The organism is Planococcus sp. A6, from assembly GCF_028823615.1.
In the GTDB taxonomy this organism is placed as follows: domain Bacteria; phylum Bacillota; class Bacilli; order Bacillales_A; family Planococcaceae; genus Planococcus.
The window spans coordinates 1-26,709 of sequence record NZ_JAPEHT010000022.1; the positions used below are offsets into that span (position 1 = coordinate 1).

Genomic DNA, 26,709 nt, shown 5'->3' on the forward strand with positions numbered 1-26,709 from the left:
CTGCCAGCTGCCAGGGCACAGTCGCTGACGCTAAAAACCTCCTGCTCAACTCTCACAAAGTTCGAGCTTCGCAAACGAATGACTTCGTTCATTCGCTTGCAGGGTCTTCGGCTCGTGTCGCTCCTTCGCTTTGCTGCGTCACTGCTCCCTTAGGAGTCGCCGGCTTCCACTTCACTGACATAAGCAGAGATTCATATCTCATACTTGAAGAATTCTTTTGTACTATGAACCCTTCTTTTCAAGTAAAGCTTCCTAACTTTTTCATATCACACCGTTTTCTTTTCAGCGACTTCTCCTGAATAGGCGGCATGGTAGATTGCGTAAATATCTTCTCTCTCCAGCGGCATCGGGCTTCTCGCCAAGATTCTTGTTTGCTTGATGCCATCGTCCGCCAAGCTGTCCAAGGCGTCTTCCCCAATATCGAAGCCTTTCAGCGACACGGGAATATTCACGTCGGCAACGAGTTTTTTCAACTCCTCGACGCATGTATAGGAAGCTTGTTGGTTATCCATTTGTGTGATGTTAACGCCCATCGCCTCGACGATGTCCTTCATTCTTTTTTCACAGCTCGGGCGGATATAGCCCATGACATACGGAAGCAAGACGGCATTGGATTCACCGTGCGAGATATGGAACTGGCCGCCAAGCGGATACGCCAAGGCGTGCACACCCGCAACGCCGGCATTGAAAAAGGCCAATCCTGCCAAATAACTGCCGTAGCTCATATTCGTGCGCGCTTCTTTGTTTTCCCCGTCTTCTACTGCCGGGCGGATCGACCCGCTGATCAAGCGGATTGCCTGCAACGCCAGGCCGTCTGTTACCGGGTTGGCGTTTTTCGACACATACGCCTCCACTGCATGCGTCAACGCGTCGATACCTGTCGCAGCCGTCACTTTCGGCGGCAAGGAAATGGTCAATTCTGGGTCGACAATCGCCACGTCCGGCAATAAATAATCATGAGTGACTACGTCTTTTGAGGATTCCAGCGACAATACAGCAATATTGGTCACTTCGGAACCCGTTCCGGACGTCGTCGGAATCAATATTTTCGGGATGCCTTTATCGATTAGCGCCCGTTCACCCGTCAAGTTCAAATAGTCGGCCACTTTCCCTTCATGGGTCGCCAGGACGCCTGCTAATTTCGCCAGGTCCAAGGCACTGCCGCCGCCAAGACCGATGACTAAATCGAATTTGTTTTCCTTCGTATAAGCGACCAGTTTTTCCCCGACCTCGAGCGGCGGTTCCGGCACGACTTCCGTATAAACACTCGTCTTCCAGCCTTTTGCTTCAAGCGGTTCGACGATTTTTTTCGTCATCCCCAGCTCTTCCAGAAACGGGTCGGTGACGATGAGGATATTGCTCGCGTTCAGGCGTTCCGCTTCACTCGTTAATTGCTCCAATGCGCCCCAGCCGGTATAGCTGATCGGCATGAATGTAAGTTTGTTCGACACATCATCCACTCCTTTTTAAGATTTTTACGATTGATTCCAGATGACCAACTTCATTTCAGTCATTTCTTCAATTGCGTATTTAAGTCCTTCTTTCCCGTTGCCGCTCTCTTTCACACCGCCATAAGGCATCTGGTCGACGCGGAATGTCGGGATATCGTTGATCAACACGCCGCCGACCTGAAGTTTTTTCGATGCGTGGAAGGCTGTCTTGATATCATTCGTGAAAATTCCGGCTTGCAGACCGAAATCCGAGTTGTTGATTTCGTTGATGCCTTGCTCAACCGATTGGATAGCGTTGACGATGACGACAGGCGCAAATACTTCCTGGCACGACACTTTTGAATCTGTTGCGACATTCGACAGGATGGTCGGTTGGAACACCTCATTTTCGACTGTTCCTCCAGCGATTAGCGTGGCTCCTTCATCAACCGATTCCTTGACCCATAGCACAGCCCGCTCTTGTTCTTGTTTGGAGATCATCGCTGAAAGATCGGTCTTTGCATCCAGTGGATCTCCTATCACCAATTGACTGGCCGCCGTTTTGAAACGGGACAAAAACTCATCCATCAAGCTGTCCATAATGTAAATCCGCTGTAAGGAGATGCACACTTGCCCTTGGTTCGAAAAGGCACCGGCAATCGCCTTCTCCACAACCACGTCCAGGTCGACTCCTTCATCGACGATCATCCCTGCATTTGATCCCAGTTCCAAGGCGACTTTCTTCAGTCCTGCCTTGTCCCGTATCCCTTTGCCGACAGCTGGGCTTCCTGTAAAGGTCACCATTTTCACTCGGTCGCTTTCGACCAACACATCACCCACTGTTCTGCCGCTGCCTGTGACCAGATTAAATGCACCCTTCGGCAAATCTGTTTGATCGAGAAGTTCAGCCAGGAAAAATGCCGAAAGCGGGGTTTGGGACGCTGGCTTCAATACGACCGTATTGCCTGCAGCAATAGCCGGCCCAACTTTGTGGGCGACCAGATTCTGCGGGAAGTTGAACGGCGTGATCGCTGCCACGACGCCCAAAGGTTCGCGCATCGTATATGCTAAACGATTGCTGCCGCCTTTTGCCGCGTCCATCGGGATCATTTCCCCCGATAGCCGTTTCGCTTCTTCAGCCGCGAATTTATACGTTTCAATCGTCCGGTCCATTTCCCCTAAGGCAAACTTCAAAGGTTTGGCGGATTCTTGGGCAATGATTTTCGCCGCTTGCTCTTTATGTTCAATGAACAGCGAAACCAATTGCTCAAGGATGGCCGCACGCTCATAGGCAGTCAATGCTTCCATGGCTTCCTGTGCATCAGAAGCTGCTTCGATGGCTGCTTCCACATCTGATACGGAAGCTTTCGGGATGTCACCGATTTTTTCGTTGGAGTACGGCGAGAACAACTCTGCATAGTCTTTCGTTTCTTGCCATTGACCGTTTACATAAAGTTTCTTTTTCATACATGACACCCTTTCATCTCTTAAACGTTTTCATTCGCTTCCGGCGCAAGGTCTTTCGTGAATGTTTCATCCGATTCGTTCTTGAAGAAGTCCTTGCCGTAAATCAATAAGCACAATGCGATACCGACTGGGAATGCCCATGCCGCGCCTTTAATGACCAATACGGCCCCAATGATGCCGGCAATTCCCAAATCGCTTTGGCTTCTGGCTTCCAAGATGCCGACTTTTACGCTGACATACCCTTGGATCAAAAGCGTCAACGCGAGCGCAATTCCGAGAATCGGCTCAACCAAGCTGACGATTGGCAATAACAATAAGCCGGTATTCGTTCCCCAACGGAATGAACCTGCGCCCCCGATGAAAGAATCCATCGCTTTTCTGCCATCTTTATAACGCTGAACGACGACGACTTGCATGGCTGCCCACAATGGACCTGCCATTGTCACGTCTGGCCCAAGCACACTCATCGCCGAGTTTCTTGCGCCAAAAATCAAGTGCGCACGGTTCGGATTGTAATCGAGTTTTTCATCCGGACGCGATAAATCTGCTTCTTTTACTAACGCTTTCGTCTGCAACACGTCGCCGAACAGAACAATATAAGCTGCCAGAACGGTCGGAATACCTGTGATAAACAACATCAATGGTGGAAAGCCTAAACCGAACATAGTGTAGTTTGTCCATAAGCCTATAAAGTCAGGCGAGATAAGCCCCCATTCAATAGTCGGCCATGGCGCTTCACCGAACAGCGGCGCGATGACAATCGCTATGATGATAATTGGAAAAATCCCGAGCTTTCCGACCAGCCCCCATAGAGGATGTGTGGTTTTGAGTTTGTTGAAATGCTTTGAAAACAGCAGATAGAAACCAATGCCGACAGCGATCGAAATCGTCCATGGGAAGGTTTCGAAAGAAGCAACTGCGGCAAATCCGGCACCAAGTATGATTCCAGCCCTGATGGCGGAAGGAATGCTCGATACTACTTTAGCTGCTAAACCGGTCGATCCGAGAAGAATCGCAAACACCCCTAAGGTCATCTGAAAAGCGATTAATGCGTGGATCCTCTCCGGCCCTTCCGGAAATTGCATGCAATACAACATAATCAACGGAATCGCTGGCGTAATCCATCCCGGAACTGCTGGATCTCCAAGTAAATGGTGCAGCAAGTAAAAGACTCCGTTCAGTAATACAATGGCTAAAGCGACTTCAAAAGGCATCCCGAGCAGTTCAATCAATAGCGGAATCGCCGCCAAATCAACTGCACACATTAACAAACCTTGCACATAATCTGGCCATTCAAATCGATAATGAATAAAAGGCAACCGAATTTTAAACGGCCCCGCTGGAATAAATGGTGATTCTTCTCCAAACTCACGATCTTTCCACTTCATATACATCCCCCAATTTCTTTGTGAAATTCTTACCCCTTGTTGCAATATGGGTTTCAACCCAACTTTCCTCCAACTATGAAAGCGCCACCATTTTCACACTCAATAAAATGGTTACGTAACCATTTTGAGTGAAAAAAAAGGGCTCATACCCTCCTTCTTGACATTGTTGTCTTTCTTTCGAATAGTCTAACAGCTTTTGTGATTTGAATACAAGGTTTATTTTTTTCATGAATCATGTCAATCAGTGTTTCGATCGCTAATTGCCCCAGGTTCATCGATGATGAAATGCCAACAGTTGTTAAGTTAATGGAGGCATGTTGCCCGATTTCTACATTGTCGATACCGATGATACTGATATCCTCCGGCACGCGATAGCCTGCCGAAATATAGAAATCCATCATTTGGATAGCGATAGCATCTGTCGCTGCATAAATTGCCGTCGGTTTTTCCTCGAGCATTTCCATTTTCAAAAAAGTTTCATGCAGCTGTTTTTTGCTCGTGTCGGTGAGAAAAACCCGCTCTTGCTCCACTGCGACTCCATTCTTTTGGAACGCTCTTAAAAAGCCGTCGTAGCGGCCTTTGAATGTGCTGATCTCTAGCGGCCCGCCTACCCAGCAAATCTTGTCGTGTCCAAGTGAAAGCAAATAATCCGCAGCCAAAAAACCGGCCTGTTCGTTATTCATTTCCACAAAATTCTTATTGCTCTCATGTTTTCTGTTGTATGTAATGAAGGGAATTCCTGATTTCTCCAGTTTTTCGAAAATGGGATCTTCCAATAAAATCGAAGACAGGATAATGCCATCCACTTTGTTTTCAAATATGGAATGATACGTATCGGTAATGTTTTCATTTTTGGAGAAATGAACGTTGATTTTAAAGCCGTTCTCGTTGGCGTAATTGACGATCGAACTCGTCGTCTCCACGAAAAACGGATTGTACAAAGGTCCAGAAATCAAAGCAATCGTATCGGTTTTTTGTTGAACAAGCGATCTGGCGTTAGCGTCCGGGATGTAATTCAATTCCTCGATGGCCGCCATTACTTTTTTATAAGTAGGCTCTTTCACCCGTTCAGGAGTATTCAAAACACGTGAAACCGTAGTTTGTGAAACACCTGCATATTTTGCAACATCTTTTGATGAAACCATATCGAATCCCCGACTTTCATTTAGTATAGAAAATTTTAGAATAAATATTGAAATAAAGTCACTTATACCTTGCAAGTTTTTATGCAGGTGGTGCATGCGAAAAAGAAAGTATCTTCCTGGAAATATTACACGAAAACGAGAAGGGAATAAAGTTGAAAAGAGCATACTAGGTTTTCAACATCATTATTCAACGATAAAAAATCCACTAGCCATTTTCAGGCTAGCGGACTTTCTTGTTACAACATTTTCTCCAAAGCCATCTTCGCTTCACTCGCCGTTTTCCCGTCCACTTGGATACGGTTTAGGACACGTCCTTCCACCAGTTCTTCCAAGATCCACGTAAAATGCGGCAAATCGATACGATTCATCGTCAGGCATGGGCACATAAAAGGATTCAAGGAAACAATGTCGCGGTCCGGGTAATCCTTGATAAGCCGGTTGACGAGATTCATTTCCGTGCCGATCGCCCATTTGGATCCCGGTTCGGACGCTTCGATCATATCGATGATGTATTTCGTGGAGCCCGCAAAATCAGAGGCGCTAACGACTTCATACGTACATTCCGGATGCACGAGGATGTTGCGGTCTGGCTCTTTAAGGCGCAAATTGTCGACGTGTTTCGGCAAAAAGTTCATATGTACCGAGCAATGCCCTTTCCAGAGAATCACTTGCACGTCTTCTACTGTACAATCGAGTTCAAGTTTTTGCTTGATCGGATCCCACACCGCCACGTGCTCGAGCGGAATGCCAAGCTTCACTGCAGTATTGCGCCCTAAATGCTGGTCGGGCAAGAACAGCATGCGCTGCTTTTGGGACAAGGCCCATTCGACCATTTCTTCAGCATTCGAGGAGGTCACGGTAGCTCCGCCGTTCCGCCCGACAAACGCTTTGATGGCCGCGGTCGAGTTGACGTACGTCAGCGGGACGATGGTGTCACCGAAAAGCGCCTGCAGTTCTTCCCAGGCCCGTTCCGTCTGGTCGATATTCGCCATATCCGCCATCGAACAGCCCGCCCGCATATCCGGCAAAATAACCGCCTGGTGCGGTTCGGTCAAAATATCTGCCGTCTCCGCCATGAAATGGACGCCGCAGAACAAGATGTAATCCGCTGTCTGCCTCCCTGCGATTTGCGACAATTGCAGCGAATCGCCTGTCACATCGGCATACTCGATCACCTCGTCTTTCTGGTAATGATGGCCGAGGATATAAAGCCGGTCACCAAGCGTCTCACGCGCCTGTTTCGCCCGTTTGTGCAATTCTTCAGTCGACGCGGTTAAATAGGATTTTGGCATTGCATCTGCCATTTGCAGTTCTTCAAGCAAAGAAGTCATGTTGTAAGTACCTCCTTAGGGGATATGGAAAGATTCATGCTCATGTCAAGATTCGATACGCTATGTGTCAAGGCACCGATGGAGATGACATCGACGCCGGTATCACGATAATGCGCCAGCTTCTCGAGATCGATGCCGCCTGACGCTTCCGTGCGGATGGACTCCGGCACGAGTTGTGCCCAACGCCGCATCGTCTCAGGTGTCTGGTTGTCGAACATGATGGTATCGGGGCGTGCCTCAATCGCTTCATGCAATTGAGCTTCCGTTTCCACTTCGACTTCAATCATCGTCATATGGCCAAGAGCCGCACGTACTTTTTTCACCGCTTGTGTGATCGAACCGGCTGCCGCGATGTGGTTGTCTTTCAGCATGACCGCATCATATAACGAAGCCGCCGCCTGCGCGGACAGCGTATTTTTCAAACATGCGCAGACCCGGTGTCGTCTTGCGGGTATCGACGATGCGCGTATGTGAAGAGCCTAGCGCGTCGACACAGTTCGCGGTCAATGTCGCGACTGCACTCATACGCTGGACCAGGTTCAGCAATACACGTTCCCCGGCAAGCAGCGAGGCAACCGGCCCCGTCAGTTTGACGACTGCATCCCCTGCCTGAACCCGGTCACCGTCCCGTTTCAAGAGCTCGACCGTGACGGAGGCATCAAGCATGCCATATCCCCAAACGTAACATTCGAGCCCAGCGATGATGCCCTCTTGCTTCATGCGGACGATTGCTTCCCCGGCATCGCTATCGGTAAACAAGACGGATGACACATCGCGGTCTCCGATATCTTCGATTAAAAATTGCTTTAATGCTTGTTCTGCTTTCAAACGGTTCATAGCACTGTCTCCTTGGAATGAATTTTACGCTCAACTATACTTGCACCCTGTTTCGATAACTCGATGATTTTTCCGCTCCACTGCTCTTGCGCTTGCGGGATATCGATCCGGTAATGGCCGCCCCTGCTTTCTTCGCGTAACAGAGCAGCCGTGGCAATGAGGCTGCTTGCCGTGCTTCGATGAATCTGTGCAATCAGTTCATCGGGATGGTTTCGAAGTGTATACGAGCGCAGCGGATGCACCTCGAGAAACCGTTTCAACTGTCTGGGATCTCTCAATATCCCTACTGCACGCGTCATTTCGTTTTTCAGTTCATTTTCATCACCCGCTTCGAAAGTGGTAAATGTCCTTTCAAATGACGCTAGAGGCAGTTGCCATTTGGTTTCCTGTTGCTCCAGCTCTCCAGTTATCCGTTCAGCCAGCCGATGACCGAACACCAGCCCTTCCAATAAAGAATTGCTCGCCAGCCGGTTCGCACCATGCACGCCGGTCGATGCCACTTCGCCGATGGCAAAAAGCCCCTCTACCGAAGTTGCGCCAAAGCTGTCCGTCTTCACCCCACCCATATGAAAATGGGCTCCAGGACGCACCGGCAACAGCTCACGGCAAGGATCGATTCCATGACTGCAGCAATTTTGATGGATTGATGGGAAATGTTGATTGAAATCAGCCAGTTGCCTGGCATCGAGATACACAGGCCCATTCTGTTGCCAATGCCATTCGATTGCCCTCGCGACGACATCACGCGGTGCGAGTTCCATAAGCGGATGGATGTCGTCCATGATGCGCTTGCCTTCCCTATCCACCAGTAAAGCACCTTCTCCGCGAACCGCTTCCGAGATCAGCCCGCAAGACTGGCCGCCTATTGTCAGGACGGTCGGATGAAATTGGACAAACTCGACATCTTCCAGCACAGCGCCCGCGTGATAAGCGAGCGACAACCCATCGCCCGTTGCGACGGAGGAATTCGATGTCTGGCTGTATAATTGGCCGATGCCGCCAGTCGCAAGCACGACGCGGCGGGCACGGACGACCGAGCGCTTGCCGGAAGAATCGGAGACGAGGACACCGCTACAGCGCCCTTGTTCGGTGATCAGTTCCAAAGCTTGATGGAATGGCAAGCGGGTTATTTTCTTTGCAGTCTCTTCCATCAAAAATTGCATCAGCATTTTCCCGGTTTGGTCGCCTCCTGCATGCAAGATACGTCTTGTGCTATGCGCTCCTTCCATCCCTAGAGACGGATTACCGTGGCGATCCGCATCAAACGGCAAGCCTTGGGCAATCAAGTTCGCTATGATTTCGGCTCCTTCATGGACTAAAATATCGACCCGCTCGACATCTGCGTGATGGGCTGAAGCGAGCATGGTATCCGAGGCGTGGGAATCCGGACGGTCATCTATACTGATGCTCGCGGCAATGCCGCCTTGTGCGAGCGTAGTGTTTCCCGTGGCTGCGTGTTCTTTCGTCAGCAATGCAATGGAATACGAATCGGGAAGCGAACGGGCAAGCATCAGCCCGGCGGCGCCTCCTCCGATAATGCAAACATCAAACAAACTTTACACCTTCTTTACAAGTGTCTTGACACCATTAATGACATAAAGATAGAGTGATTACAAGAAGAAAGTCCATTCAAGGAAGGAATTTGATGAGAGATGATGATTTATCTGGACTCAGCTGCAACCGCACCGATGAGAAAAGAGTCCCGCCTACGCAGAAGCAGCGGAAAAAGCATTTGGCAACACGCAAAGCCTTCACGACGCTGGATCCGCTGCTGCAGACTACTTCGTTTCATGCCGCAAGTTATGGGCAGAATTCCTGAACGTCCGGCCCGACGGCATTTATTTCACCGGCAACGCTTCCGAAGCAAACCAGCTCGCCATCCGCTCGCTGCTGAACGGAAGGCCCGCAGCTTGCCGGCAGATCGTCTCCACTAAACTTGAGCACGCTTCCGTGCTTTCAGTTTTGCATGAACTCGAAAAGAAAGGCTACACGATCGATTACATCGACGTCGACCGCTTTGGTCAAGTGGATATGGCAGCCTTCGAACAGGCCGTGGGTGAAGAGACGGCTCTTGTCATCATGCAGCTGGTCAATTCTGAAATGGGCGCAGTGCAGCCGGTCAAAGAGTGCACGCAAATTGCCAAGCGTTTCGGTGTGCCGCTTCACTCGGATATCGTCCAGGGATTCGGGAAACTGCCCGTCGACATCGGATCATGGGGCGTCGCTTCCGCTGTTTGTTCAGCGCATAAAATCGGCGGTCCTAAAGGTGTCGGCATCGCCTATCTAGATCCGTCCATCCATTGGCAATCGGTGTACGAAGGCACGACGCATCAAAACGGATTCCGCGCGGGAACAATTGATGTTCCGGGTATTGTCTCCGCAACCATCGCTGCAAAGCACGCAGTGATTGAACAGCCTCAAAGCTACGAGTATGCGCTATCTCTTCAAAATTACCTACTCGAACATTTGCCCGATGGCGTGATTGCAACAGGCGATATCGCCACGAAATCCCCATTTATCCAAGGCTTGATCCTGCCCCATGTCGAAGGGCAATGGATGATGCTCGATTGCAACCGCGCGCAGATCGCTATCTCCACCGGCACTGCCTGCAAAATCGGCTATGGCGAAGCGATGTCCGCGATGCTTGCGATGGGAACAGAACCTGATGCGGCGCGAAAATTTGTCCGTATTTCCTTTCATCAAGCAATCAGCACACGGGATATCGATGAGTTTATCCGAGTCGTTGAAAAGTCATTGGCCGAATTCACCCCTTCCTCTTGAAAGCCGCGATTTTAGCGGCTTCTTTTTTTTACCTAAATTTTTCTGACAATTCAATTGACAAAAAACATCTTTCGTTATATGGTTATACACATAAGTATATAACCATTAAACCAAACCACCCTAGGAGGTGTATTCATGATCAATCCATCCGATCCGACAAAGCCATTGTTCTTACAGATCCGTGAATTGATCGAAGACCAAATCGTCAACGATCAATTGAAAGAAGGCGACCAAGCCCCATCCACCAACCAATTGGTCAATTTCTATAAGATCAATCACGCCACCGTGTCCAAAGGCATCACCCAGCTCGTCGATGAAGGAATACTTTATAAAAAGCGAGGGATCGGCATGTTTGTAGCAGAAGGCGCAAAGAACACTTTAGTCCAGCAGCGAAAAAAGGCATTTGTCGACAATTACGTCACCCGCCTGGTGCAGGAAGCGGAAAAACTCGGCATCACCGAACAGCAAATCATCGAATTGATCAAATCCACGAAAGGGCGTGATGCATGATGGCAGCTTCAGTCCAGCTCGATCACGTAACATTGAAATTCAAGAAATTTGAAGCTTTGAAAGACGTATCGCTCACACTCGAAGCCGGGAAAATCCATGGCTTAATTGGACGAAACGGCGCGGGCAAGACTTCTCTATTGTCGTTGATTGCCGCTTTCCGTGAACCTACGTCTGGCAAAGTGCTCGTCGACAGCTCCCCGGTGTTCGAAAATCCGGAAAAAATGGAACAAGTGGCGTTCGTCTACGATAAGGACTATAAGGAAGAAACCGAGAAAGCGAAGAAATTGATCGCACTTGCTTCTCATTACCGTCCTCATTTCGACATGGATTATGCGGAGCATTTGATCAAGCGTTTCAAGTTGCCCATCGATAAACCCGTCAATAAATTATCGAAAGGCATGCAGTCGGCGCTGAATGTCGTCATCGGCCTCGCCAGCCGCGCACCCATCACGATTTTCGATGAAGCCTATCTCGGCATGGACGCGCCGGCACGCGAGATCTTCTATAAAGAGATCTTGAAGGACCAGGAAGAACATCCGCGAACGTTTGTCCTATCGACCCATTTAGTGTCGGAGATGGATTATTTGTTCGACGATGTCATCATTATCGACCAAGGCAAACTGCTGTTACACGAACCATATGAAACCATTGAAGCATACGGCGTTTCTGTTACCGGCGCGGCAAATGAAGTCAACACTTTCACAGCCGGCATGAAACACTTGAGTGAACAACAACTTGGGGGCACCAAATCCGTTATGATCTACGGAGAGCTCACCGATGCTAAACGCCAAGAAGCCCATACCATGGGACTCGAAATCGGGCCAGTTGCGCTTCAAGATCTATTCATCCACTTAACCGAGGAGGCGAGTTAACATGATTTCTGCACGCTATAAGAAAGTTGCAGCCGCGGTCTTTTCCGATATGTTCAAATGGAGTTTGTGGTTCTTCTCCATCCTTTTCACGATCCATTTGGTAAGAGTATTTTGGCTGAATGGAGGCACCAACCAAATAGAAGGCTTCTTCATCTTCGCCCAGTATTCTGTGAACATTTTCATGCTAGTTGTCGGCATCATGGCGGCCTATGTATTCTTGAGCCGGCATATCCAACAAGGCATCAGCCGCCGGGATTCTTATATCGGCACTGCGCTTGCCGCCACCGGACTGGCATTATTCGCGACGCTCGTACCACTCATCGTCAATGGGCTTCAACATGTGCTTGCTGAAACGATCTCATTGCCTGTCGAGTTGGATACGGCCTCTGCTTTCGAGACAACAGGCGGTTGGGTTGCTGCTGCGATTGCGCTGTTTCTAAACGCTTTGACTTTCTTTTTAGCCGGCTGGCTCATCAGCATCGGCTATTACCGCTTTGGCTGGATCGCCGGTTTCGCCTTTATCGCCTTGTCGTTCGTCGTCTTCGGCCTGAATGATTATCTATGGAAGCCTACGAGCGACATGGTCGGATGGATGACTTATCATCCGCTCGAAGTGGATTTTTGGCTGACCGCACTCGGATCGTCGACAATGATTTTGGTTTTGTTTTTCTTGATGCGATTGCTGACGAAGCGCGTGCCGATTAAAATGTAAGTACTCAAAAAAGCTGTTCCAGAGACGATGTCAATCATCTCCGGAACAGCTTTTTTATTAATATTTAGCGTATCGCCCCGTGCGGCAAAATGGCGTGCACCCCTTTGACGCCGTTGACGATCTGTGTGACGTGCAAGTCGACAGCGACACTCGCGAGCGCGGTAGCTTCAGTTTTCGATAGTGAATGAAACTGTTGGATCAAACCGATCATTTCATCAAGCGCAGTTGCAGCCGCTTCGTTCAAGTCTTCATCAAAGCCGAACGTCACCCAGCCCGCAGGCGTCTTCGCTTTCGGCATATGAAGTTCCATGTCTTCGTGCAGCACAACCGTCAACTGGACATGATCCATTGGGCATTCGATCGCCGTCCCCGAATTCTCTCCGTCGCCTTGCACAGCATGCCCATCGCCGAACGACAATAGTGCTCCTTTGACTTCAACCGGCAAAAACAAAGAGCTGCCTCGGACCAGTTCCTTGCAGTCGATATTGCCGCCTGTGCGGTACGGCGGTGATGTACGATGCATGCCCATCTCTCCTGGTGAAAGGCCGATGAGCCCGAGAAACGGCGACAAGGCAACGCTGAATTCTTTGCCGGATAAGGTGCATTTTCCGATCATTTGCTCCCGGTCCAGTGTCCAGTCCACTTGCAGGCGTTCGCTATTTGCAATGCCGAGTTTCTCGTTTTGCCAAGCCGGTGTGCCGCCAGCCCAATTGCGCCCGTACCAGCCCGGCCTATTTTCGTCGATGCGCACTTCGAGCACCATTCCGGGCTTCGCGCCTTCGACCGCAATCGGCCCAATCAGTGGATGGCCAAGCGTTTCTTCGTTCTCACGAGAGCTGTAGATCACCCGCTCTTCGCCTGCATGAGCCGAATAGCCCCACTGGATATCCGGCGTCTTGGCTTCGATGGTATCGCCTGATTGAATCGACAAAATCGGTGCATAATCTTTATTGAATGAAGAATGGAGGTTTTCGGATTTGAGTTCAATTTTATGGTTCATGAGTTTCCCCTTCCGTATACACGGTTTCATTTGATTATAGCGTCACAAAACTATGTTGATAGAAAAAACCTGCCGCTTGTGTGGCAGGTTTCTGTTTAAGCGCTGCGTTTCCGAAATGCACGCCTTTCTGCATATAGAACGCACTGGGCACAGACGACAACCGGCTCGTTGTGGTCATCAAAATACTTTCGCGGTTCACGCGCTTTCTGTTTGCACACTGCGCATTTCTTTTTAAATAGTGAAAACATAAGATGTCGACTCCTTTGATGACGGGATTCAGCTTAATCTTATTCTTTCATAGTAAAAAGCATAAGAGAAGTAACAAGCATCCAAAGTTGCAGCGCACCGATATTGAGCCGTTCGACCAATCCGAAATACGGCCAGCCTTGTGCGAAGAAAACCGCGGTCGTCCCGCCGGCAATCAGGATGAAGATGCCTGTAGCCAGGGAATAATTCCCATACCTTTTGAAATTCGCGTCTTTCCGAAGCCCGATGCCGACCAAAAGCGACGCAAGAATCGTTAAGGGAACAATCAAGGCGGTGACTACCAAATGCATGACGCCGGTAAATGTCATCGGCTCCCCTGCCGCATCTTGTGGAAACAAGCCATAGCTAATGGATACTAGATGCATCGCTAGGAAAATCAGCATTCCTACGCGCACCAGCTTTGGAGCAAATCGTCGAAAAACAAGATAAGCACTACCAGCAAAGCTAATCGAACAAATGCCGTATAAAACCGTAATAACTGTCAGCATTCCCCGGTCCGGTGCCCCTTGAGCCGTCAAATCGCTAATTGGCTGATGAAGATGGCTGTAGCCTTCCCATAACCAACCTCCCAGGAGAACATGGAGAACGTATAAAAACACAGCGATTGCTCCGAAAATCGTCAGTTTCTGTGCCATGCTGAACAGCTCCTTTTCAGGTTTTTCCGTCCATATGAATTATTGCCATTATCGCCCGTTTGACCCCATTTGCCAATACAACAACTCAGAAATATCATTCCATAGAAAAAGATGCCCGCGAACCAAAGCTCTGGTCCGCGGGCATCTTCTGTTCTTATTCATTTATATCTGTCGAGGATTGGTAGTAATAATCCGACGGGTCGACTGGCGTGAAGCCGTTCGGCGTATAGAATCTCAACAAGTCGCCGTTGACCACTTGGTCCGACAACTGCAATTCGTATCTACCGTGCTGCTTCAAGGTCTCGGCTTGTTCGAGCTGTTGTTCTTCAAGCGGCAAGCCGGTTTCGGGATCGTAGAACGCTTCGCCGATGGAATAGACATCGGGGCTGACATAATCGCCATTGCGGAACATGACGAGTTCTTCATGTTCTTCCGACAATAGATCGGTACCGAAATGCACGTAGTTCTGTGTTTCCACACCAAGCAGGTGCATCACTGTTGGCAGCAGGTCAATCTGGCCGCCATATGTGTCGTTGATGCCGCCTTCCATGCCCGGTACGTGGATGAACAACGGCACGCGCTGAAGCTTGGCGTTCTCTACCGGCGTGATGTCTTTTGACAATACCTCAGACATCGCCTCGTTGTGGTTGTCGGAAATGCCGTAATGGTCGCCGTACATGACGATCATCGTATTGTCCGCAAGCCCAGACGATTCAAGCTGTTCGAAAAATTGCTTGATCGCTTCGTCAGCATAACGGGCCGTCTGGAAATAATTATCGACGCTCGCATCGCCTGTCGTCCCTTTTTCGATGGTCGCCAGTTGCTGGTCCATTTTATAAGGGAAATGATGCGCCACGGTGATAAATTTCGTATAGAACGGTTCACTGCTCGAAGAACGGTTTATCCATTAAGCCGTATTCTGCCATATCCGCTTCGGTCGTATTCGGATACGATTCGATATCGAAGAAATGGTCATAGCCGAAAGACTTGTAGATTTCAGAGCGGTTCCAGAACGTCCCGTTATTGCCATGGAACACAGCCGATGTATAACCTTCATCTTTCAAGATGGCTGGAGCCGATTGATACGTGTTCTGCCCTTTTGTAATGAATGCAGATCCTTTCGGCAAGCCGAATAGGGAGTTTTCGAGCATGAATTCCGCGTCTGAAGTTTTACCTTGCGCTGTCTGGTGGAAGAAATTATCGAAGTACATCGTATTCGGGTCATCCATCATCGAATTCAAGAACGGCGTCACTTCTTCCCCGTCCAGTTCATAATCCATCAGGAAAGTCTGGAATGATTCGAGATGCAAATAGACGACGTTCATGCCTTCCGCTGCACCGAAATTTTTTTCATTGGAGCTCGCATAATTGGATTTCGTGTAGTTCAACACTTCCGTATTATCGTCGCTGTCGGCCATGACGCGCTGGGAAGAAGCTTTCAAGGTCTCCGCCGTGTCATATAGGGCGTAATTATACATCCCCAAATACTTGACGATGTACGCGCGGTCAAAACCGCGTGTCAATAGGTCGGGACGGTCCGATTCTGCGAGCGACAAATTAAAGAGGGAAATCAACAAAGCTGCCGCGATCAAAGGCAGTGCCATTCTCTTTTTGATGATGCGCATGTCTTTTTCCGTCCGCTTGGAAATAACCCATGCGCCGAGGATCAAGACGTCCACAAAGAACAGCACATCCATCGGCTGGATCAAGGTCAGGACACTGCCCCCCAAATCGCCGAAGTTCTGTGTTTGGAACAAAGTCGGCAAGGTGATGAAATCACTGAAGAACCGGTAATAGACAACATTGGCATACAACAGGATCGACATACCAAGGTAAATCGAAAGCAGTGCCCAGTATTTCCGCGTGCCTTTGAAAAACAGCGAGAAACTCAACAATAGCAGTGCCGATCCTAAAGGGTTGATCGCCAGCAGGAATTCCTGCAGCGCCCCTTCCACTTCCAGCGTAAATTGGGTTTTTTGCAAGATATAGGTTTTCGCCCAAAGCATGGCAACTGCCACGAGAAACAAGGACATAAAAGTATTCATTTTCATTTTATTTTTCATTTTGCATTACACCTTTTCATCATCGATTATCTGAAAGCAGTCTAACGTACCTGCCTTTAAAGAAACAAACTCTATTGTACTCCCATTTTTCGGAAATTCAAAGTTTGAAGCGGTTTTTTAGGAAGGTTACGCATTTTTCATCGCTTCGCGCCATTCGACAAGTTCCTTTTCTTCGATCTGTTTTTCAAGCACTCCATCCCATGCGCCGAGCCGAGTATTCCAGACACGCGCGTAGAAGAGGTCCTGTTTTTGGTCGTATAATTGAAACTCGATGCACGGGATGTGTTCAGCTCCAAGCTCGTCACAAGATGAAACATCCGCGACGATTACTTGATAGCCATCTTCTGCACTGTTTTTTTCTTCCGTTAGCAGCTCATGGATGCGCTCGGTATCAGCATTCCGGCTAAGTGCGTAACGGTAGGAGGGTAAGGTTTGCCCACTTTCTTCAAGCACATCTTCTGACAGCCCATAACTATCGTGCACGGCACTGAAGGACACGATGGCTTGATCGTCTTCCATCGCTTCTTCGAAAATGCCTTTTTCCAAATGGCCATGGCCTTTATCGGTCAGCCGGTAGCCTTTTGCATCGAGGCGGATTAGCTGCGTGCTGTGCATTTTATCAATCAAATCGCGAATGAATAGCTCTTCGACAAACAGCATCTCAGCGAGCGCTGCAGGGCGGCGGATGTCTGCTTCTTGAAACGCCAGCAGCAGCATCTTCATTAAAATGTCCATTTTGAGCCGCTTGACGCGGGCAAACGACACGTCATAAGAAACCAGCGGCACATGCCACGAAAGTTCTTTGACGATCGTCACGTCCTTGTTCGATACCACTTCCGCGCGCAGCTTGTTATTCAGTTTGTCCATTTGCTCACCCCTTCTGCAGCACTTTTACGCCTTGTTTTTGTTCAGCCACATCGAGCACATGCTGATACATCCGTTTCGTCTGTTCTTTTTTCGCACGCTTCGTGAACATCGCGGAACTGCCGACCATCACGAGTAATTGCTTGGCGCGCGACAACGCGACGTTCAATCGGCGGTAATCTTTCGCAAAGCCGATATCGCCGCGGTCATTGTGGTTATTGCGGACCATGCTTAGGAGGATAATCTCCATTTCACTGCCTTGGAATCGGTCGACCGTGCCGGTGCGGAGCAGTAGATGCGGCAGTCGCATTTCCTGGTCGATCATGCGCTGCAGCCGCTTCACTTGTTCGCCGTAGAACGAAATGACGCCGACCGTTTTCAGCTCATCCGCCGGAATCCGCCCGGCCGCTTTCGCTTCGGCCACCGCATCGTTAAGTTCCACCAGCAGGCGGCTGATTTCTGCAAGTTCCGACGGGTTGAATAAGCTTTTCCCGCCGCTCATGCGCTCCTCGAAATACGCCGGTTCGTTCGGCAAATCGAGCCACATGAGATGGTTGTTGCGTTTGACGGATGCCGACTCAAGGAAATGGTCGCGTTCTTTGTCTGAATCAGCCAAGCCACATTGCAATTGCACATTCTCGTCTTTATAGAACGGCGAGATGGTTTCCATGATGTCTTTGTGCATGCGGTACTGGATGGCGAGCATCGTCTTGTTGGTCTCCGGCAAGTTTTTATACAAGCGTTCGAACAACGATTCTTCGAGCAGTTTTTCGAGTTCGCGCTTTTCTTCAAAGCCGCTGCCCTCTTTAATCATTTCTTCTAAGGTCTCTTCCAAAGTATCGTTGCCGAGCAATGGCGGCAATTGGTGATGATCGCCGACCAAAATGACTTTTTTGCCTTTGAGCATCGGCAATAATAGTTCAGGAGGCGTCGCTTTCGACACTTCGTCGACGATAACAACATCGAATACCGGATAATTGTCCTGAAAATCCTTGCGTGCTGATGCCACGCAAGTCGTCCCGATGACATTGGCGTGTTTGATGTAGAGCTTGCGGATTTCATCCAAATCGTGCTCGTTCGCCGACTCCAACAACCCGATCCATTGCTTTTGCACCGATTGCAATAAGGGGAAGTTTTTCTGCTCTTGCTTGAGCGATTCCACATCGAATGACAAGCTGGCGAGTTGTTTCGCGGTTTCTTCGTATGCCGCTTCCGGATCCATTGAAAGGATGGTTTCCAAAGCTTGAAGTTCCTGCTCTTTCTCTGTTAGACGCTGCATCACCACGGCAAGTTGCGCTGCAATCTCTACGATTCGCTGTTCCGCTTGGTCAAATGCCGTTTGTTCAGCGAGCAAATTGACTTGCTGCTGCTCCAAATCTGCTGCCGCTTGAACCGAATCCGCTTGACCTTTCCGTAGCTGCGTCAATTGCATTTCGTGATCGGCAATCGCCTGTCCGATATCTTCCGGTACGTCGATCGAAACGGACAAACTGGCCACTCGCCGTCCGATGCGTGAAAGTTCTTCCCGCTGCCGTTCGAACTGCTCAAGCCCCCGTTCGTCCAAGTCCAGGTAGCGCTGCCTGTGCTTTTCGAGTTCCATGCACAGCGCTTTTTTCAATTGGCCAAATGCACGTTGCGACTCTTCTATATAAATATCGGGGGCTTTTAGCATCGCGCCTCTCCGCCATACATCGTTCTGCCGTTTGTATAAGCCGCTCAGCGCTTTCGTGAGCACGCTCGAATCGATATGCTGCGAATTTTTCAGCACCGCGCGCAGCTTTTCCAGAAATTCATCGATATTGGCCGAGGTGAACGATTCCGCTTGCGACAAGGCGCGTTCTTTCACTTGCACCGCATCGATGCCAGAACCTCCGAGCAATTTCTCGACATAGCCGATCGCTGAAGTGACACTGGTATTATAGGCTTCGAGTTTTTTACGCTCGGCCATCTTGTCGCGGATCATCTCGAGTTTGCTGAGTGAGAAAGTGATCGCCGGCACTTCTTCGATCTCGTGTTCATTCATCACATCAAGCAAACTGCCGACTTTCTTCATGCCTTCGACTGCTTCAAGCACGGCTTGCTTTTCCTTAGCTTTTGCCATCACTTCGTCGCGTTTTTCTTCAATCAATGCCATCTCGCGGTGGAGTGCTGACAACTTGTCGTTCAGCTGATTGGACTCGCGTACGCGTTCGAGTTGCTCGATGGTTTCGGCTATGTGCTGCTGTTGTTGTTCGAACCATTCGGGCCCATGACCGCTATCGATCAAGCCCTGCGCTTTCTGGATCTTCGCTTGCAGAACATCCATTTTCTCTTGGATGCTGTTTTTGCGGCTTGTTGCTTGCCGCTGTTCGAGCTCGAATGCCCGGGTTTTATTTTGCAATGGTTCGATGGATGACTGCAATTCGCGTTGTGTCGCTTGGGCTGTCTTTTTATCTTCTACGGCTTGCTTCCATTTTTCAAAAACCGGCTGCAATTCTGTATAGGCCTGTTGCGTTTCTTTAAGCTTTTGGGCGACTTCTTGTTCGCGAATTTCACGTGCCTCGAACTGCGCTGTGATTTCTTTTAAGGTATGGTCTTTCCAATACTGGCCGACGTTTTCTTCGATGAATTTTTGGCCGTCTTCTTCGATGCTTTCGGTGCGCCCGACTCGCAAGATGCGGATGTCTTTATGTGCAAGCAAGCGCCCGAGCGCATTATCGACTGCCAGATTCGACTGGGAAGCGACGAGCGTGCGCAAGCCTTTTTTCGCATTTTGCAGGCAGATTTCCGAAATGACCGTCGTCTTGCCGGTTCCGGGAGGCCCTTGGATGACATATAAATCTTCCGCTGACATCGCCCCTGTCACCGCTTGCTGCTGGAATTCATTCAAGCGGTTGTGGAACTCGAGTTTCGGCATTTCTTTTAGCTGCGCCACATTCGGCCGTTCCTCAAATAATAGGCGATCGAGCTGTGGGTTGACCGCGAGTCCCTTCTCGAGATTGGTGAAGCCCTGGCGCAATCTCCGGATTTGGCTGAGTGCCGCGAAATTGCTGAACACAACTTCCCTTTTTGGTAGGGCATGCGCTTTTTCGCGCAGCTGCTTGATGATGTATGGATTCAATTCGATTTCGATCGTGCGGTTCTTGGTCTTGAGGACACTTCCGACATCGCCGTCGATCCCTGTCAAGCGGACGCTTAGATTGCGCAGGTTTTTCCATTCTTTGTCGTCCATGCGGCAGCCCGTCAAGGTGATGCGGCTGAAGTCGTGGCTGAACGCCAGATTCGAATAGCCTGTCTTGATATCTGGAATATCCATGCCCTGTTCTTGGATTTTCAAATAACCTTCCCAGCTCGAGATGCGCTTTTTCACGTAATCCGAACGCTCTTTCGCCGGCGTCATCCGGTTGATCAAATTCATGAACGCTACCGGCACCGGATCGCGCGAATTGTTGAACTGAATCGACTCCTCGCGCTGCCAATTGGTGCCGAGCGCTTGGTATGCTTTGCGTAAAGTCACGTTGGTCACCAATAATTGATGGTTGGCGAACACGCAGTGAAGCACAGCGAGTTGCCCTGACGCTTGGTTCGTCAGCCGATCCGTCTGTTCTGCACTAAACAGCAGCGCAACCGAAAGAGAGCCATCCGCGGTCGACGGATAGCGTTCAAGAAATACTTGAAACGGTTTGTCCGCCATAAAAAATGAGCGTTCGCTGATGCCGAACCCTCTCATCTTTTCCGATGCGGTTTTAGTTAGACGTATAGACGTCTGGTATGTGTTTGTCTGCGTTGCCATTGTGTCATCACCTGTTCTGCCAAACTGAAAAAGCCGAATAGCCCGGCTGGTTTCTTCGGGTTTTCGCTGTCGATCGTATCTTCTAATCATATCACCTGCAGGGCCCTTATGTTTTCTGAACTTATGTATTTTAAAGGAAACCATTCTTTTGCCTCACACAATTTCACGCATTGTAGAACTTGAAACTTTATTGCGTAAAAAGCGTAAACCATTAAAGGGAGATGAAGAGTATGAAGCACATAGAAAAGAAATGCCCAGATTGCGGAGGGAATTCGTTTGTCCAAGCGATGGATTTCGTCAACTTGCGCCCATTGAATAAGAAAATGTCTTTCGGTTCGGAACGGGTCTTCACGGTTTGCCTCGACTGCGGTGAGGTCGTTTCCATCAAAGTGAAAGAGCCGAAAAAGCTTTTGCCCTGAGTGTTCATGGTCAACTGAACGTAAAAAACCTGCGGCTCTCCGGCTGGTTCAAGGCCGGCCATCGAGCGCACAGGTATTTTCGGATATTTTACACTTCATTTCAGTTTATTGCGCGGTATAGCCGCCGTCGACCAGGATCGTCGTGCCGGTGGTGAAGTCATTTTCACTTAGGAAAATAATTGCGTGGGCGATTTCGTCCGCGTTCCCCAGGCGCCCGATTGGATGCTTACTGACCAGCTGCCCGTAGAACTCTTCGCCCAACGCTTCACGGCTCACCATGCCGGATTCGACATAGCCCGGCGCGACGGCGTTGACGCGGATGCCGTGCGGTGCATATTGGAGCGCCAAGGATTTCGTCATAAGGTTGACCGCACCTTTTGATGCGTTATAGGCAAATGCCGCCCCTTCACCGACACTTCCAAGAATCGAAGAAGTGTTGATGATGGCGCCGCCTCCATTGTTCATCATATGGCGGATTGCGTGCTTCGCACCAAAGAAGATGCTGTCCTGGTTGACTGCGATAACTTTATGGTAATCCTCATAGCTCAACTCGTGTGTCTCCGTCAACGCGCCGATGCCTGCGTTGCTTACGAGGAGATCAATTGTGCCGAATTGTTCGATCGCGAAATCGATCATGCCCTTCACCGAATCTTCGCTTGCTACATCTACTTTAATGAACAGGATGTCGCCATCGTTCTTCAAGCTCTCTGCGGCTTGTTTGCCGCCTTCTTCATTAAAATCGGCAATGACCACTTTTGCGCCTTTCGCTAAATATGCTTTTGCCGCCGCCAACCCGATGCCGGAAGCCCCGCCTGTCACCACTGCCACTTTGCCTGCCAAATCCATCCTGATCGCCTCCAATTCCAAATTTCATATCATATTCATCTTATCAGAATTATTCATCAATTCATAAGTTAATTCGGTGACTTTTCTTCCAGTTCCTTCATTAAATTGTAAATCTTCCGGACAGTATTGACGTTGCGGACGGTGACCAGTTTATACAGCTTGGTCCCGACGATTTTTGCCATCCCACTTTTGGTTACATCCCTTCGATCAACCGACCAAAGAATTGCTCCGGGCACATATTGAACACGGTCGATTTCTTGCTTCAAGGGCAATTGTTCAAGCACGCGTTCATCATCGGCTTGTTCCCATAAAAACAGCACATCGCTTTTCAATCGTTCATCGTTGGTCCATTCAGGCGGGACCGTTTGTGCAATGCGCTTGTATTCTTCGAATGAATAAACGAGCACCTTGATGCGCAGTCCGAAATGTTCAAAAATCGCCTCTTCCAAAACAAGCGTTACTCGCTCTTTATTGCGGGCGTCTTCGAAAACGATATTCCCTGAATTAATATACGTTTTGACCGACGACATGCCTGCTTGTTCGAACGCTTCTTTCAGTTCTTTCATATTGATTTTATTGTTGCCGCCGACATTGATTCCGCGAAGCAACGCTGCATAGATCATGGACATCTCCCCTTTTGAAAAATAGCGGACTAGCAAATGGAGCTGGTCGTCATACTATCCGTTTTTTTAGAAACCTAATTTTTGACGGAGTTCTCATACAAGGCGTACAGTAAAGACAACTACACGAAGGAGGAGTTCTTAGATGAATGATATTCCATTAATCGTGACAACCGATTGGCTAGCCGAGCATTTGGATGATCCTGATTTACGGATTGTGGATGCCACGGTATTCATGAAATTTCCGGAAGCCGGCGGGCCGCCGGATGTCGAATCCGGCAAAGAGTCCTTTGCACAAGGCCATGTCCCAGGAGCCGTGTATGCTGATTTGCTCGGGGAATTGACCGATAGCGAATCGGATTTGCCGTTCACGGTGCCGCCGCGCGACGCATTTATCGACAAAATGACCGAGCTCGGCATCGGCGACGGCACACGCACCGTCGTCTATGATCAAAATGCACTCGTCGGCGAATCGGTTGCCGCTTCGTACTGGGCTTCGCGCCTCGCGTGGCAATTGCGTTATGAAGGATTCGGCCAAATCGCCATTTTAGAAGGCGGTTTGCAGAAATGGCAGGCGGAAGGCCGCGACTTATCAACAGACCAAGCGTCCTACCCAAAAGCCAGCTTCTCAGGGCAGCGTCGCAGTGATATGCTCGCCACGAAAGAAGACGTCCGAAAAGCCATCGATGACGAACAGACCATTCTCATCGATAGCCTGTCGCCGGAAGAATACGAAGGCAGCCACATCCCAAGCAGCCAAAACGTCTTTTTCGGCGTTCATGCAGACGAACAGTCAAAAGCATTGTACGACGATAAAAAACTGCGTGCTGCCTTTGAACAGACTGGCGCGCTCGACCCCAACAAAAAAGTCATCACGTATTGCGGGGGCGGCATCGCGGCAACATGGAACGCCTTGTTGCTGAATAAACTCGGGCAACCGAATGTCGCGGTATACGACGGATCGATGAACGAATGGACAAGCGATCCATCGTGCCCGGTCGTTAAAAGCTAAACTCGCTAATACAAGAACACTCCCGGCCAACTTCTGATGGCTGGGAGTTTTTTTGCCTGCGCGACCGATCCATCATCCGTTGGAAACTACTCGATTTTCTTCTTGCGTTTCATCAGCTTCCTCTTTTTCTTTTCAGAAACCAAAGGCTTCGGCGCTGGATTGTAGTCATCGGCATACATGCCGGTATAGGATTGATACCATTTGAATAAATGCACGAGAACTACTTTGAGAACTGCATAGGCCGGTATCCCGATGATGACGCCGGGCAAACCGAATAAGCTCCCAGCTGTCAGCAGCACGGCGATGATCGTCACCGGATGGATATTCAAGCTGCTTCCGAGGACAAGCGGCTGCACAACGCGCCCCTCCAATGTCTGTTCGATAATGAACACAATCAGCACTTTCAAAAGCATGAGCGGTGGATGCAGGACAATGGCGATGATGAAGATCGGAATGACCGCGATAAAGGTCCCAAGAAATGGAATCAAATTCAATGCGCCCGCCAAAACCCCAAGCGTCAGCGCATACTCCAGGCCGATGATGCTCAAGCCGATCCAGAACATCAGCCCGACAAAAAATGCGACGAGCAGCTGGCCACGGATATACTGGCTGATCTGCATATTCATTTCGCGCAGCAATCGGTAGGTCTGTTCCCGCATATGCGAAGGCACAAATTTCATAATATGATACGGCAGGTGATGGCCGTCCTTCAATAAATAGAACAAGATGAAAGGCGTCGTGATCAAGGCCAAGACGGTCGTCGACACGATGCCGAATACATTGCCGATGCCGCTCCCCGCCGACTTGATCAGTAATCGTGGCCGTGATGCCGCCTTCTTCCCCGGTTAATTGTTCCTGCAGCCCTGCCAAAAATTCACTTTCAAAAAATGTATCGATTTTGGCGATAAAGCTGGCTAAATAATCCTGCCAGTTTTCCAGTAAGTCCAGTGATTGTTCGCGGATTACCGGGATCAAAGCCGTAACGCCCCATGCGAGCAAGCCGAGAATCACTACGAAGACAATCGTAATGCCGCCGAGTCTGTTGATTTTTTTCGTTTCCATCCAATCAATCAAAGGGCTTAGCAAATAATACAATACCCCGGCCATGATCAGCGGCAGCCCCATGACGCTGATCAATGCAAATAGCGGTGCGAAAATGAAGCTGATTCTTGGCAACAGCAGGATGTTCACTTGGATCAATAAAAGAATGACCAGTACGGATACCGCTTTATTGTTCAACACCCACCTCACGAACCACGAAGCGGCAAGGCTGAACGCCGTTTTGTTCTTTTCCGGCTCCATCGAACCCACCCTCTCCAAAAACACAATTGGTTTTGGCATATCCCAGACAAGGTGCGCCGGCAGCAGTGGCAGAGTTCGTGATTACAGATAAAGTACCCCCATCCCTGCCATTTCACACCGCTCCGTCCGTTGAGAATCAGAACTTTTTTAAGACAAAAGCTCCCCAGCATTTGCCGGAGAGCTTTTGGGTCATTTATCTTTGCAGCCGTCCGACGAATTCATCCAGACGCTCCAAGGTATCGATGTGTTCATTGCAGGTTTCGTTGTTTTGGCAAATATAGTTGCCGCGCTTGATGAACTGATCCTGAGTGGATCCTTTCGTTTTCGCGATGAACATGCCGACCTCACTGTGGCGGTTGCAGATCGAGCAAATGCCTTGTTTCGAACTGCGCGTAAAGCTGCCGTGGATTCCCTGCAGCTGCCCGTCTTGTTCCGTTACCAAGTACATCACATTCGAGCTTTCAATCCACCCTAAATAGGATATACGTGTAAAGTCCAGTGACTCAAGCTTCGGGCCTTTGAGCTTTTTCGCTTTTGGAAACAGTTTCTTCAATCCAGCAGGCGACACTTGTTTGAACGGCACAAGATAAGCTTCCAATTGCTCCAAATAAGCATCAGCTTGCGCTTGATCTGCTATTTCGATCAATTGCCCAAGCAGCGATGACTGTTCTTCAGTAATTAATGGAAACAAGCCGGAAACCTTTTCCTGCGCCAAATGCCGCAGTACCTCCACTACTTCCCGGTCGTTGCTCGACGCCTTGCCATTGACCAGGATTTTTGCCTGGTTTTTGATAAAGTTAAACTGGTCATTGCGGATGAATGCTTCCACCCGTCTGCCAGAAATGTTGTTCTCAGCACGGTTCTGTTCTGTTTGCGTCATTGAAAGACACTCCTTATAAAGTAAATTCTTTTATTTAATAAGGAAGCCGTGTGCTGAAATGACGCGTGATGGGCGATTCAATTCTTGCTTGCCCCACACAAAGGATCGCCATTCCATACAGGCTTTGCGTGAGTCGTTCCTGACGCTGACAATTGATTACGGATTGTCATCTGATATCACCCCTTTCGCTGCAATTTTTCTAATCTCAAATTAAGCTATTGAATTGCCTACGCCTTGCTGGAGTAAGCCAATTGATGATCGACAAACACTTTGCACTCGATCGTAAAAAAACCGCCGACAGTGGCTTTCAAGTCTTTTATGCCTTCGGAGGTTTTCAGCTTGCCATTCAACTCCCCGCCAAAACTGAGCCCCAGATTTTCATCCTGCAATTGGCCGTCCACGAATAACTTTTCGCCTTCAAACCATCGATTTTCAATGACGATATGTCGGCCTTCATGTGTGAATTCAAAGCTTTTCTTCATTTAAGCCCTCCTTGGGAAATCCAACTTATCTTCCACTATCATCCATTTCTGCTTTAAGTTTATCATAATAGTCC

22 protein-coding genes and 4 pseudogenes are annotated in these 26,709 nt (G+C 49.3%); 8 read left to right on the top strand and 18 right to left on the bottom strand.

All coding sequences use genetic code 11. From position 1 onward, the window contains the following. Positions 1 to 266: 266 nt before the first annotated feature. The 7 genes and pseudogenes from ON064_RS05130 to nadB all read right to left on the bottom strand — a co-directional run bounded on the left by ON064_RS05130 (position 267) and on the right by nadB (position 9,151). On the bottom strand, positions 267 to 1,430 hold the full coding sequence (locus ON064_RS05130; RefSeq protein ID WP_407951593.1) for an iron-containing alcohol dehydrogenase: 1,164 nt from the start codon (positions 1,428 to 1,430) through the stop codon (positions 267 to 269). Between the two features lie 45 nt (positions 1,431 to 1,475). Continuing rightward, positions 1,476 to 2,897, bottom strand: coding sequence for an aldehyde dehydrogenase family protein (locus tag ON064_RS05135; RefSeq protein WP_274623912.1), 1,422 nt, complete (start codon positions 2,895 to 2,897; stop codon positions 1,476 to 1,478). 20 nt (positions 2,898 to 2,917) lie between these two features. After that, positions 2,918 to 4,285 (bottom strand): hypothetical protein, encoded by a 1,368-nt coding sequence (locus tag ON064_RS05140; protein ID WP_274623913.1) that lies wholly within the window; start codon positions 4,283 to 4,285, stop codon positions 2,918 to 2,920. Between the two features lie 143 nt (positions 4,286 to 4,428). Further along, positions 4,429 to 5,430 (bottom strand): LacI family DNA-binding transcriptional regulator, encoded by a 1,002-nt coding sequence (locus ON064_RS05145; protein ID WP_274623914.1) that lies wholly within the window; start codon positions 5,428 to 5,430, stop codon positions 4,429 to 4,431. Positions 5,431 to 5,666: 236 nt separating this feature from the next. Then, complete coding sequence (gene nadA / locus ON064_RS05150) at positions 5,667 to 6,761, bottom strand: quinolinate synthase NadA (RefSeq protein WP_274623915.1); 1,095 nt, start codon at positions 6,759 to 6,761, stop codon at positions 5,667 to 5,669. Next, positions 6,758 to 7,598, bottom strand: a pseudogene (gene nadC, locus ON064_RS05155) (carboxylating nicotinate-nucleotide diphosphorylase). The gene nadA and the pseudogene nadC overlap by 4 nt, the downstream one beginning before the upstream one ends. Next, on the bottom strand, positions 7,595 to 9,151 hold the full coding sequence (nadB, locus tag ON064_RS05160; RefSeq protein WP_274623916.1) for an L-aspartate oxidase: 1,557 nt from the start codon (positions 9,149 to 9,151) through the stop codon (positions 7,595 to 7,597). Before nadB ends, nadC begins: the two are co-directional and overlap by 4 nt. Before the next feature lie 92 nt (positions 9,152 to 9,243). Here nadB and ON064_RS05165 point away from each other — a divergent pair, with 92 nt between their 5' ends. The 5 genes and pseudogenes from ON064_RS05165 (at position 9,244) to ON064_RS05185 (ending at position 12,473) form a co-directional block, all read left to right on the top strand. Continuing rightward, positions 9,244 to 9,417: a hypothetical protein gene (locus ON064_RS05165; protein WP_274623917.1), complete on the top strand. Its 174-nt coding sequence runs from the start codon at positions 9,244 to 9,246 to the stop codon at positions 9,415 to 9,417. Next, positions 9,363 to 10,379, top strand: a pseudogene (locus ON064_RS05170) (IscS subfamily cysteine desulfurase); the annotation flags it as partial. The gene ON064_RS05165 and the pseudogene ON064_RS05170, both read left to right, overlap by 55 nt. A 135-nt stretch (positions 10,380 to 10,514) precedes the next feature. Beyond that, entirely contained in the window at positions 10,515 to 10,889 is a 375-nt protein-coding gene (locus tag ON064_RS05175) for a GntR family transcriptional regulator (protein ID WP_274623918.1), read from the top strand. Then, positions 10,889 to 11,761: an ATP-binding cassette domain-containing protein gene (locus ON064_RS05180; protein WP_274623940.1), complete on the top strand. Its 873-nt coding sequence runs from the start codon at positions 10,889 to 10,891 to the stop codon at positions 11,759 to 11,761. The genes ON064_RS05175 and ON064_RS05180 overlap by 1 nt, the downstream gene beginning before the upstream one ends. A 1-nt stretch (position 11,762) precedes the next feature. Then, complete coding sequence (locus tag ON064_RS05185; RefSeq protein ID WP_274623919.1) at positions 11,763 to 12,473, top strand: hypothetical protein; 711 nt, start codon at positions 11,763 to 11,765, stop codon at positions 12,471 to 12,473. A 64-nt stretch (positions 12,474 to 12,537) separates the two neighbouring features. On the opposite strand, the gene ON064_RS05190 is transcribed toward ON064_RS05185, so the two are convergent. The 5 genes and pseudogenes from ON064_RS05190 to ON064_RS05210 form a co-directional block, all read right to left on the bottom strand. Continuing rightward, positions 12,538 to 13,473 (bottom strand): acetamidase/formamidase family protein, encoded by a 936-nt coding sequence (locus ON064_RS05190; RefSeq protein WP_274623920.1) that lies wholly within the window; start codon positions 13,471 to 13,473, stop codon positions 12,538 to 12,540. Positions 13,474 to 13,760: 287 nt separating this feature from the next. Beyond that, on the bottom strand, positions 13,761 to 14,375 hold the full coding sequence (locus tag ON064_RS05195) for a DUF998 domain-containing protein (protein WP_274623921.1): 615 nt from the start codon (positions 14,373 to 14,375) through the stop codon (positions 13,761 to 13,763). A gap of 154 nt (positions 14,376 to 14,529) precedes the next feature. Then, a pseudogene (gene ltaS, locus ON064_RS05200) lies at positions 14,530 to 16,438 on the bottom strand (lipoteichoic acid synthase). A 126-nt stretch (positions 16,439 to 16,564) separates the two neighbouring features. Then, positions 16,565 to 17,305, bottom strand: coding sequence for a hypothetical protein (locus tag ON064_RS05205; protein WP_274623922.1), 741 nt, complete (start codon positions 17,303 to 17,305; stop codon positions 16,565 to 16,567). Positions 17,306 to 17,309: 4 nt separating this feature from the next. Beyond that, positions 17,310 to 21,074 carry an AAA domain-containing protein gene (locus ON064_RS05210; protein ID WP_274623923.1) on the bottom strand — a complete coding sequence of 1,255 codons (3,765 nt, stop codon included), beginning with the start codon at positions 21,072 to 21,074 and terminating at the stop codon, positions 17,310 to 17,312. A gap of 230 nt (positions 21,075 to 21,304) precedes the next feature. Here ON064_RS05210 and ON064_RS05215 point away from each other — a divergent pair, with 230 nt between their 5' ends. Then, positions 21,305 to 21,493, top strand: coding sequence for a hypothetical protein (locus ON064_RS05215; protein ID WP_274623924.1), 189 nt, complete (start codon positions 21,305 to 21,307; stop codon positions 21,491 to 21,493). A gap of 105 nt (positions 21,494 to 21,598) precedes the next feature. On the opposite strand, the gene ON064_RS05220 is transcribed toward ON064_RS05215, so the two are convergent. Further along, positions 21,599 to 22,339, bottom strand: a complete 741-nt coding sequence (locus tag ON064_RS05220) for an SDR family NAD(P)-dependent oxidoreductase (protein WP_274623925.1) — start codon at positions 22,337 to 22,339, stop codon at positions 21,599 to 21,601. Positions 22,340 to 22,407: 68 nt separating this feature from the next. Beyond that, positions 22,408 to 22,962, bottom strand: a complete 555-nt coding sequence (locus ON064_RS05225) for a DUF1697 domain-containing protein (protein WP_274623926.1) — start codon at positions 22,960 to 22,962, stop codon at positions 22,408 to 22,410. A 142-nt stretch (positions 22,963 to 23,104) separates the two neighbouring features. Between ON064_RS05225 and ON064_RS05230 the strand changes: the two genes are divergently transcribed. Beyond that, a complete protein-coding gene (locus ON064_RS05230) occupies positions 23,105 to 23,971 on the top strand; it encodes a sulfurtransferase (protein WP_274623927.1) in 867 nt (288 codons plus the stop codon). Positions 23,972 to 24,057: 86 nt separating this feature from the next. On the opposite strand, the gene ON064_RS05235 is transcribed toward ON064_RS05230, so the two are convergent. Both ON064_RS05235 and ON064_RS05240 read right to left on the bottom strand, forming a co-directional pair. Further along, positions 24,058 to 24,738, bottom strand: a complete 681-nt coding sequence (locus ON064_RS05235; protein WP_274623928.1) for an AI-2E family transporter — start codon at positions 24,736 to 24,738, stop codon at positions 24,058 to 24,060. A gap of 169 nt (positions 24,739 to 24,907) precedes the next feature. Continuing rightward, positions 24,908 to 25,096 (bottom strand): annotated as a pseudogene (locus ON064_RS05240) (AI-2E family transporter); the annotation flags it as partial. On the opposite strand from ON064_RS05240, the gene ON064_RS05245 reads away from it, so the two are divergent. Further along, positions 25,095 to 25,364: a hypothetical protein gene (locus ON064_RS05245; RefSeq protein ID WP_274623929.1), complete on the top strand. Its 270-nt coding sequence runs from the start codon at positions 25,095 to 25,097 to the stop codon at positions 25,362 to 25,364. The pseudogene ON064_RS05240 and the gene ON064_RS05245 sit on opposite strands and share 2 nt — an antisense overlap. A 102-nt stretch (positions 25,365 to 25,466) precedes the next feature. Here the strand turns inward: ON064_RS05245 and ON064_RS05250 are convergent, their stop codons facing one another. Beyond that, positions 25,467 to 26,153, bottom strand: coding sequence for a FusB/FusC family EF-G-binding protein (locus ON064_RS05250; RefSeq protein WP_274623930.1), 687 nt, complete (start codon positions 26,151 to 26,153; stop codon positions 25,467 to 25,469). Positions 26,154 to 26,380: 227 nt separating this feature from the next. Continuing rightward, the gene (locus ON064_RS05255) at positions 26,381 to 26,635 is read right to left on the bottom strand and encodes a hypothetical protein (RefSeq protein WP_101189719.1); all 255 of its coding nucleotides are present in this window, start codon (positions 26,633 to 26,635) and stop codon (positions 26,381 to 26,383) included. Between the last annotated feature and the right edge of the window lie 74 nt (positions 26,636 to 26,709).

Excerpts from the sequence above, each read along its gene's own strand:
- ON064_RS05130 (WP_407951593.1), bottom strand. The coding sequence starts at position 1,430 with ATGCCGATCAGCTATACCGGCTGGGGCGCATTGGAGCAATTAACGAGT.
- ON064_RS05135 (WP_274623912.1), bottom strand. The coding sequence starts at position 2,897 with ATGAAAAAGAAACTTTATGTAAACGGTCAATGGCAAGAAACGAAAGAC.
- ON064_RS05140 (WP_274623913.1), bottom strand. The coding sequence starts at position 4,285 with ATGAAGTGGAAAGATCGTGAGTTTGGAGAAGAATCACCATTTATTCCA.
- ON064_RS05145 (WP_274623914.1), bottom strand. The coding sequence starts at position 5,430 with ATGGTTTCATCAAAAGATGTTGCAAAATATGCAGGTGTTTCACAAACT.
- nadA (WP_274623915.1), bottom strand. The coding sequence starts at position 6,761 with ATGACTTCTTTGCTTGAAGAACTGCAAATGGCAGATGCAATGCCAAAA.
- ON064_RS05165 (WP_274623917.1), top strand. The coding sequence starts at position 9,244 with ATGAGAGATGATGATTTATCTGGACTCAGCTGCAACCGCACCGATGAG.
- ON064_RS05175 (WP_274623918.1), top strand. The coding sequence starts at position 10,515 with ATGATCAATCCATCCGATCCGACAAAGCCATTGTTCTTACAGATCCGT.
- ON064_RS05180 (WP_274623940.1), top strand. The coding sequence starts at position 10,889 with ATGGCAGCTTCAGTCCAGCTCGATCACGTAACATTGAAATTCAAGAAA.
- ON064_RS05185 (WP_274623919.1), top strand. The coding sequence starts at position 11,763 with ATGATTTCTGCACGCTATAAGAAAGTTGCAGCCGCGGTCTTTTCCGAT.
- ON064_RS05190 (WP_274623920.1), bottom strand. The coding sequence starts at position 13,473 with ATGAACCATAAAATTGAACTCAAATCCGAAAACCTCCATTCTTCATTC.
- ON064_RS05195 (WP_274623921.1), bottom strand. The coding sequence starts at position 14,375 with ATGGCACAGAAACTGACGATTTTCGGAGCAATCGCTGTGTTTTTATAC.
- ON064_RS05205 (WP_274623922.1), bottom strand. The coding sequence starts at position 17,305 with ATGGACAAACTGAATAACAAGCTGCGCGCGGAAGTGGTATCGAACAAG.
- ON064_RS05210 (WP_274623923.1), bottom strand. The coding sequence starts at position 21,074 with ATGGCAACGCAGACAAACACATACCAGACGTCTATACGTCTAACTAAA.
- ON064_RS05215 (WP_274623924.1), top strand. The coding sequence starts at position 21,305 with ATGAAGCACATAGAAAAGAAATGCCCAGATTGCGGAGGGAATTCGTTT.
- ON064_RS05220 (WP_274623925.1), bottom strand. The coding sequence starts at position 22,339 with ATGGATTTGGCAGGCAAAGTGGCAGTGGTGACAGGCGGGGCTTCCGGC.
- ON064_RS05225 (WP_274623926.1), bottom strand. The coding sequence starts at position 22,962 with ATGATCTATGCAGCGTTGCTTCGCGGAATCAATGTCGGCGGCAACAAT.
- ON064_RS05230 (WP_274623927.1), top strand. The coding sequence starts at position 23,105 with ATGAATGATATTCCATTAATCGTGACAACCGATTGGCTAGCCGAGCAT.
- ON064_RS05245 (WP_274623929.1), top strand. The coding sequence starts at position 25,095 with ATGACGCTGATCAATGCAAATAGCGGTGCGAAAATGAAGCTGATTCTT.
- ON064_RS05250 (WP_274623930.1), bottom strand. The coding sequence starts at position 26,153 with ATGACGCAAACAGAACAGAACCGTGCTGAGAACAACATTTCTGGCAGA.
- ON064_RS05255 (WP_101189719.1), bottom strand. The coding sequence starts at position 26,635 with ATGAAGAAAAGCTTTGAATTCACACATGAAGGCCGACATATCGTCATT.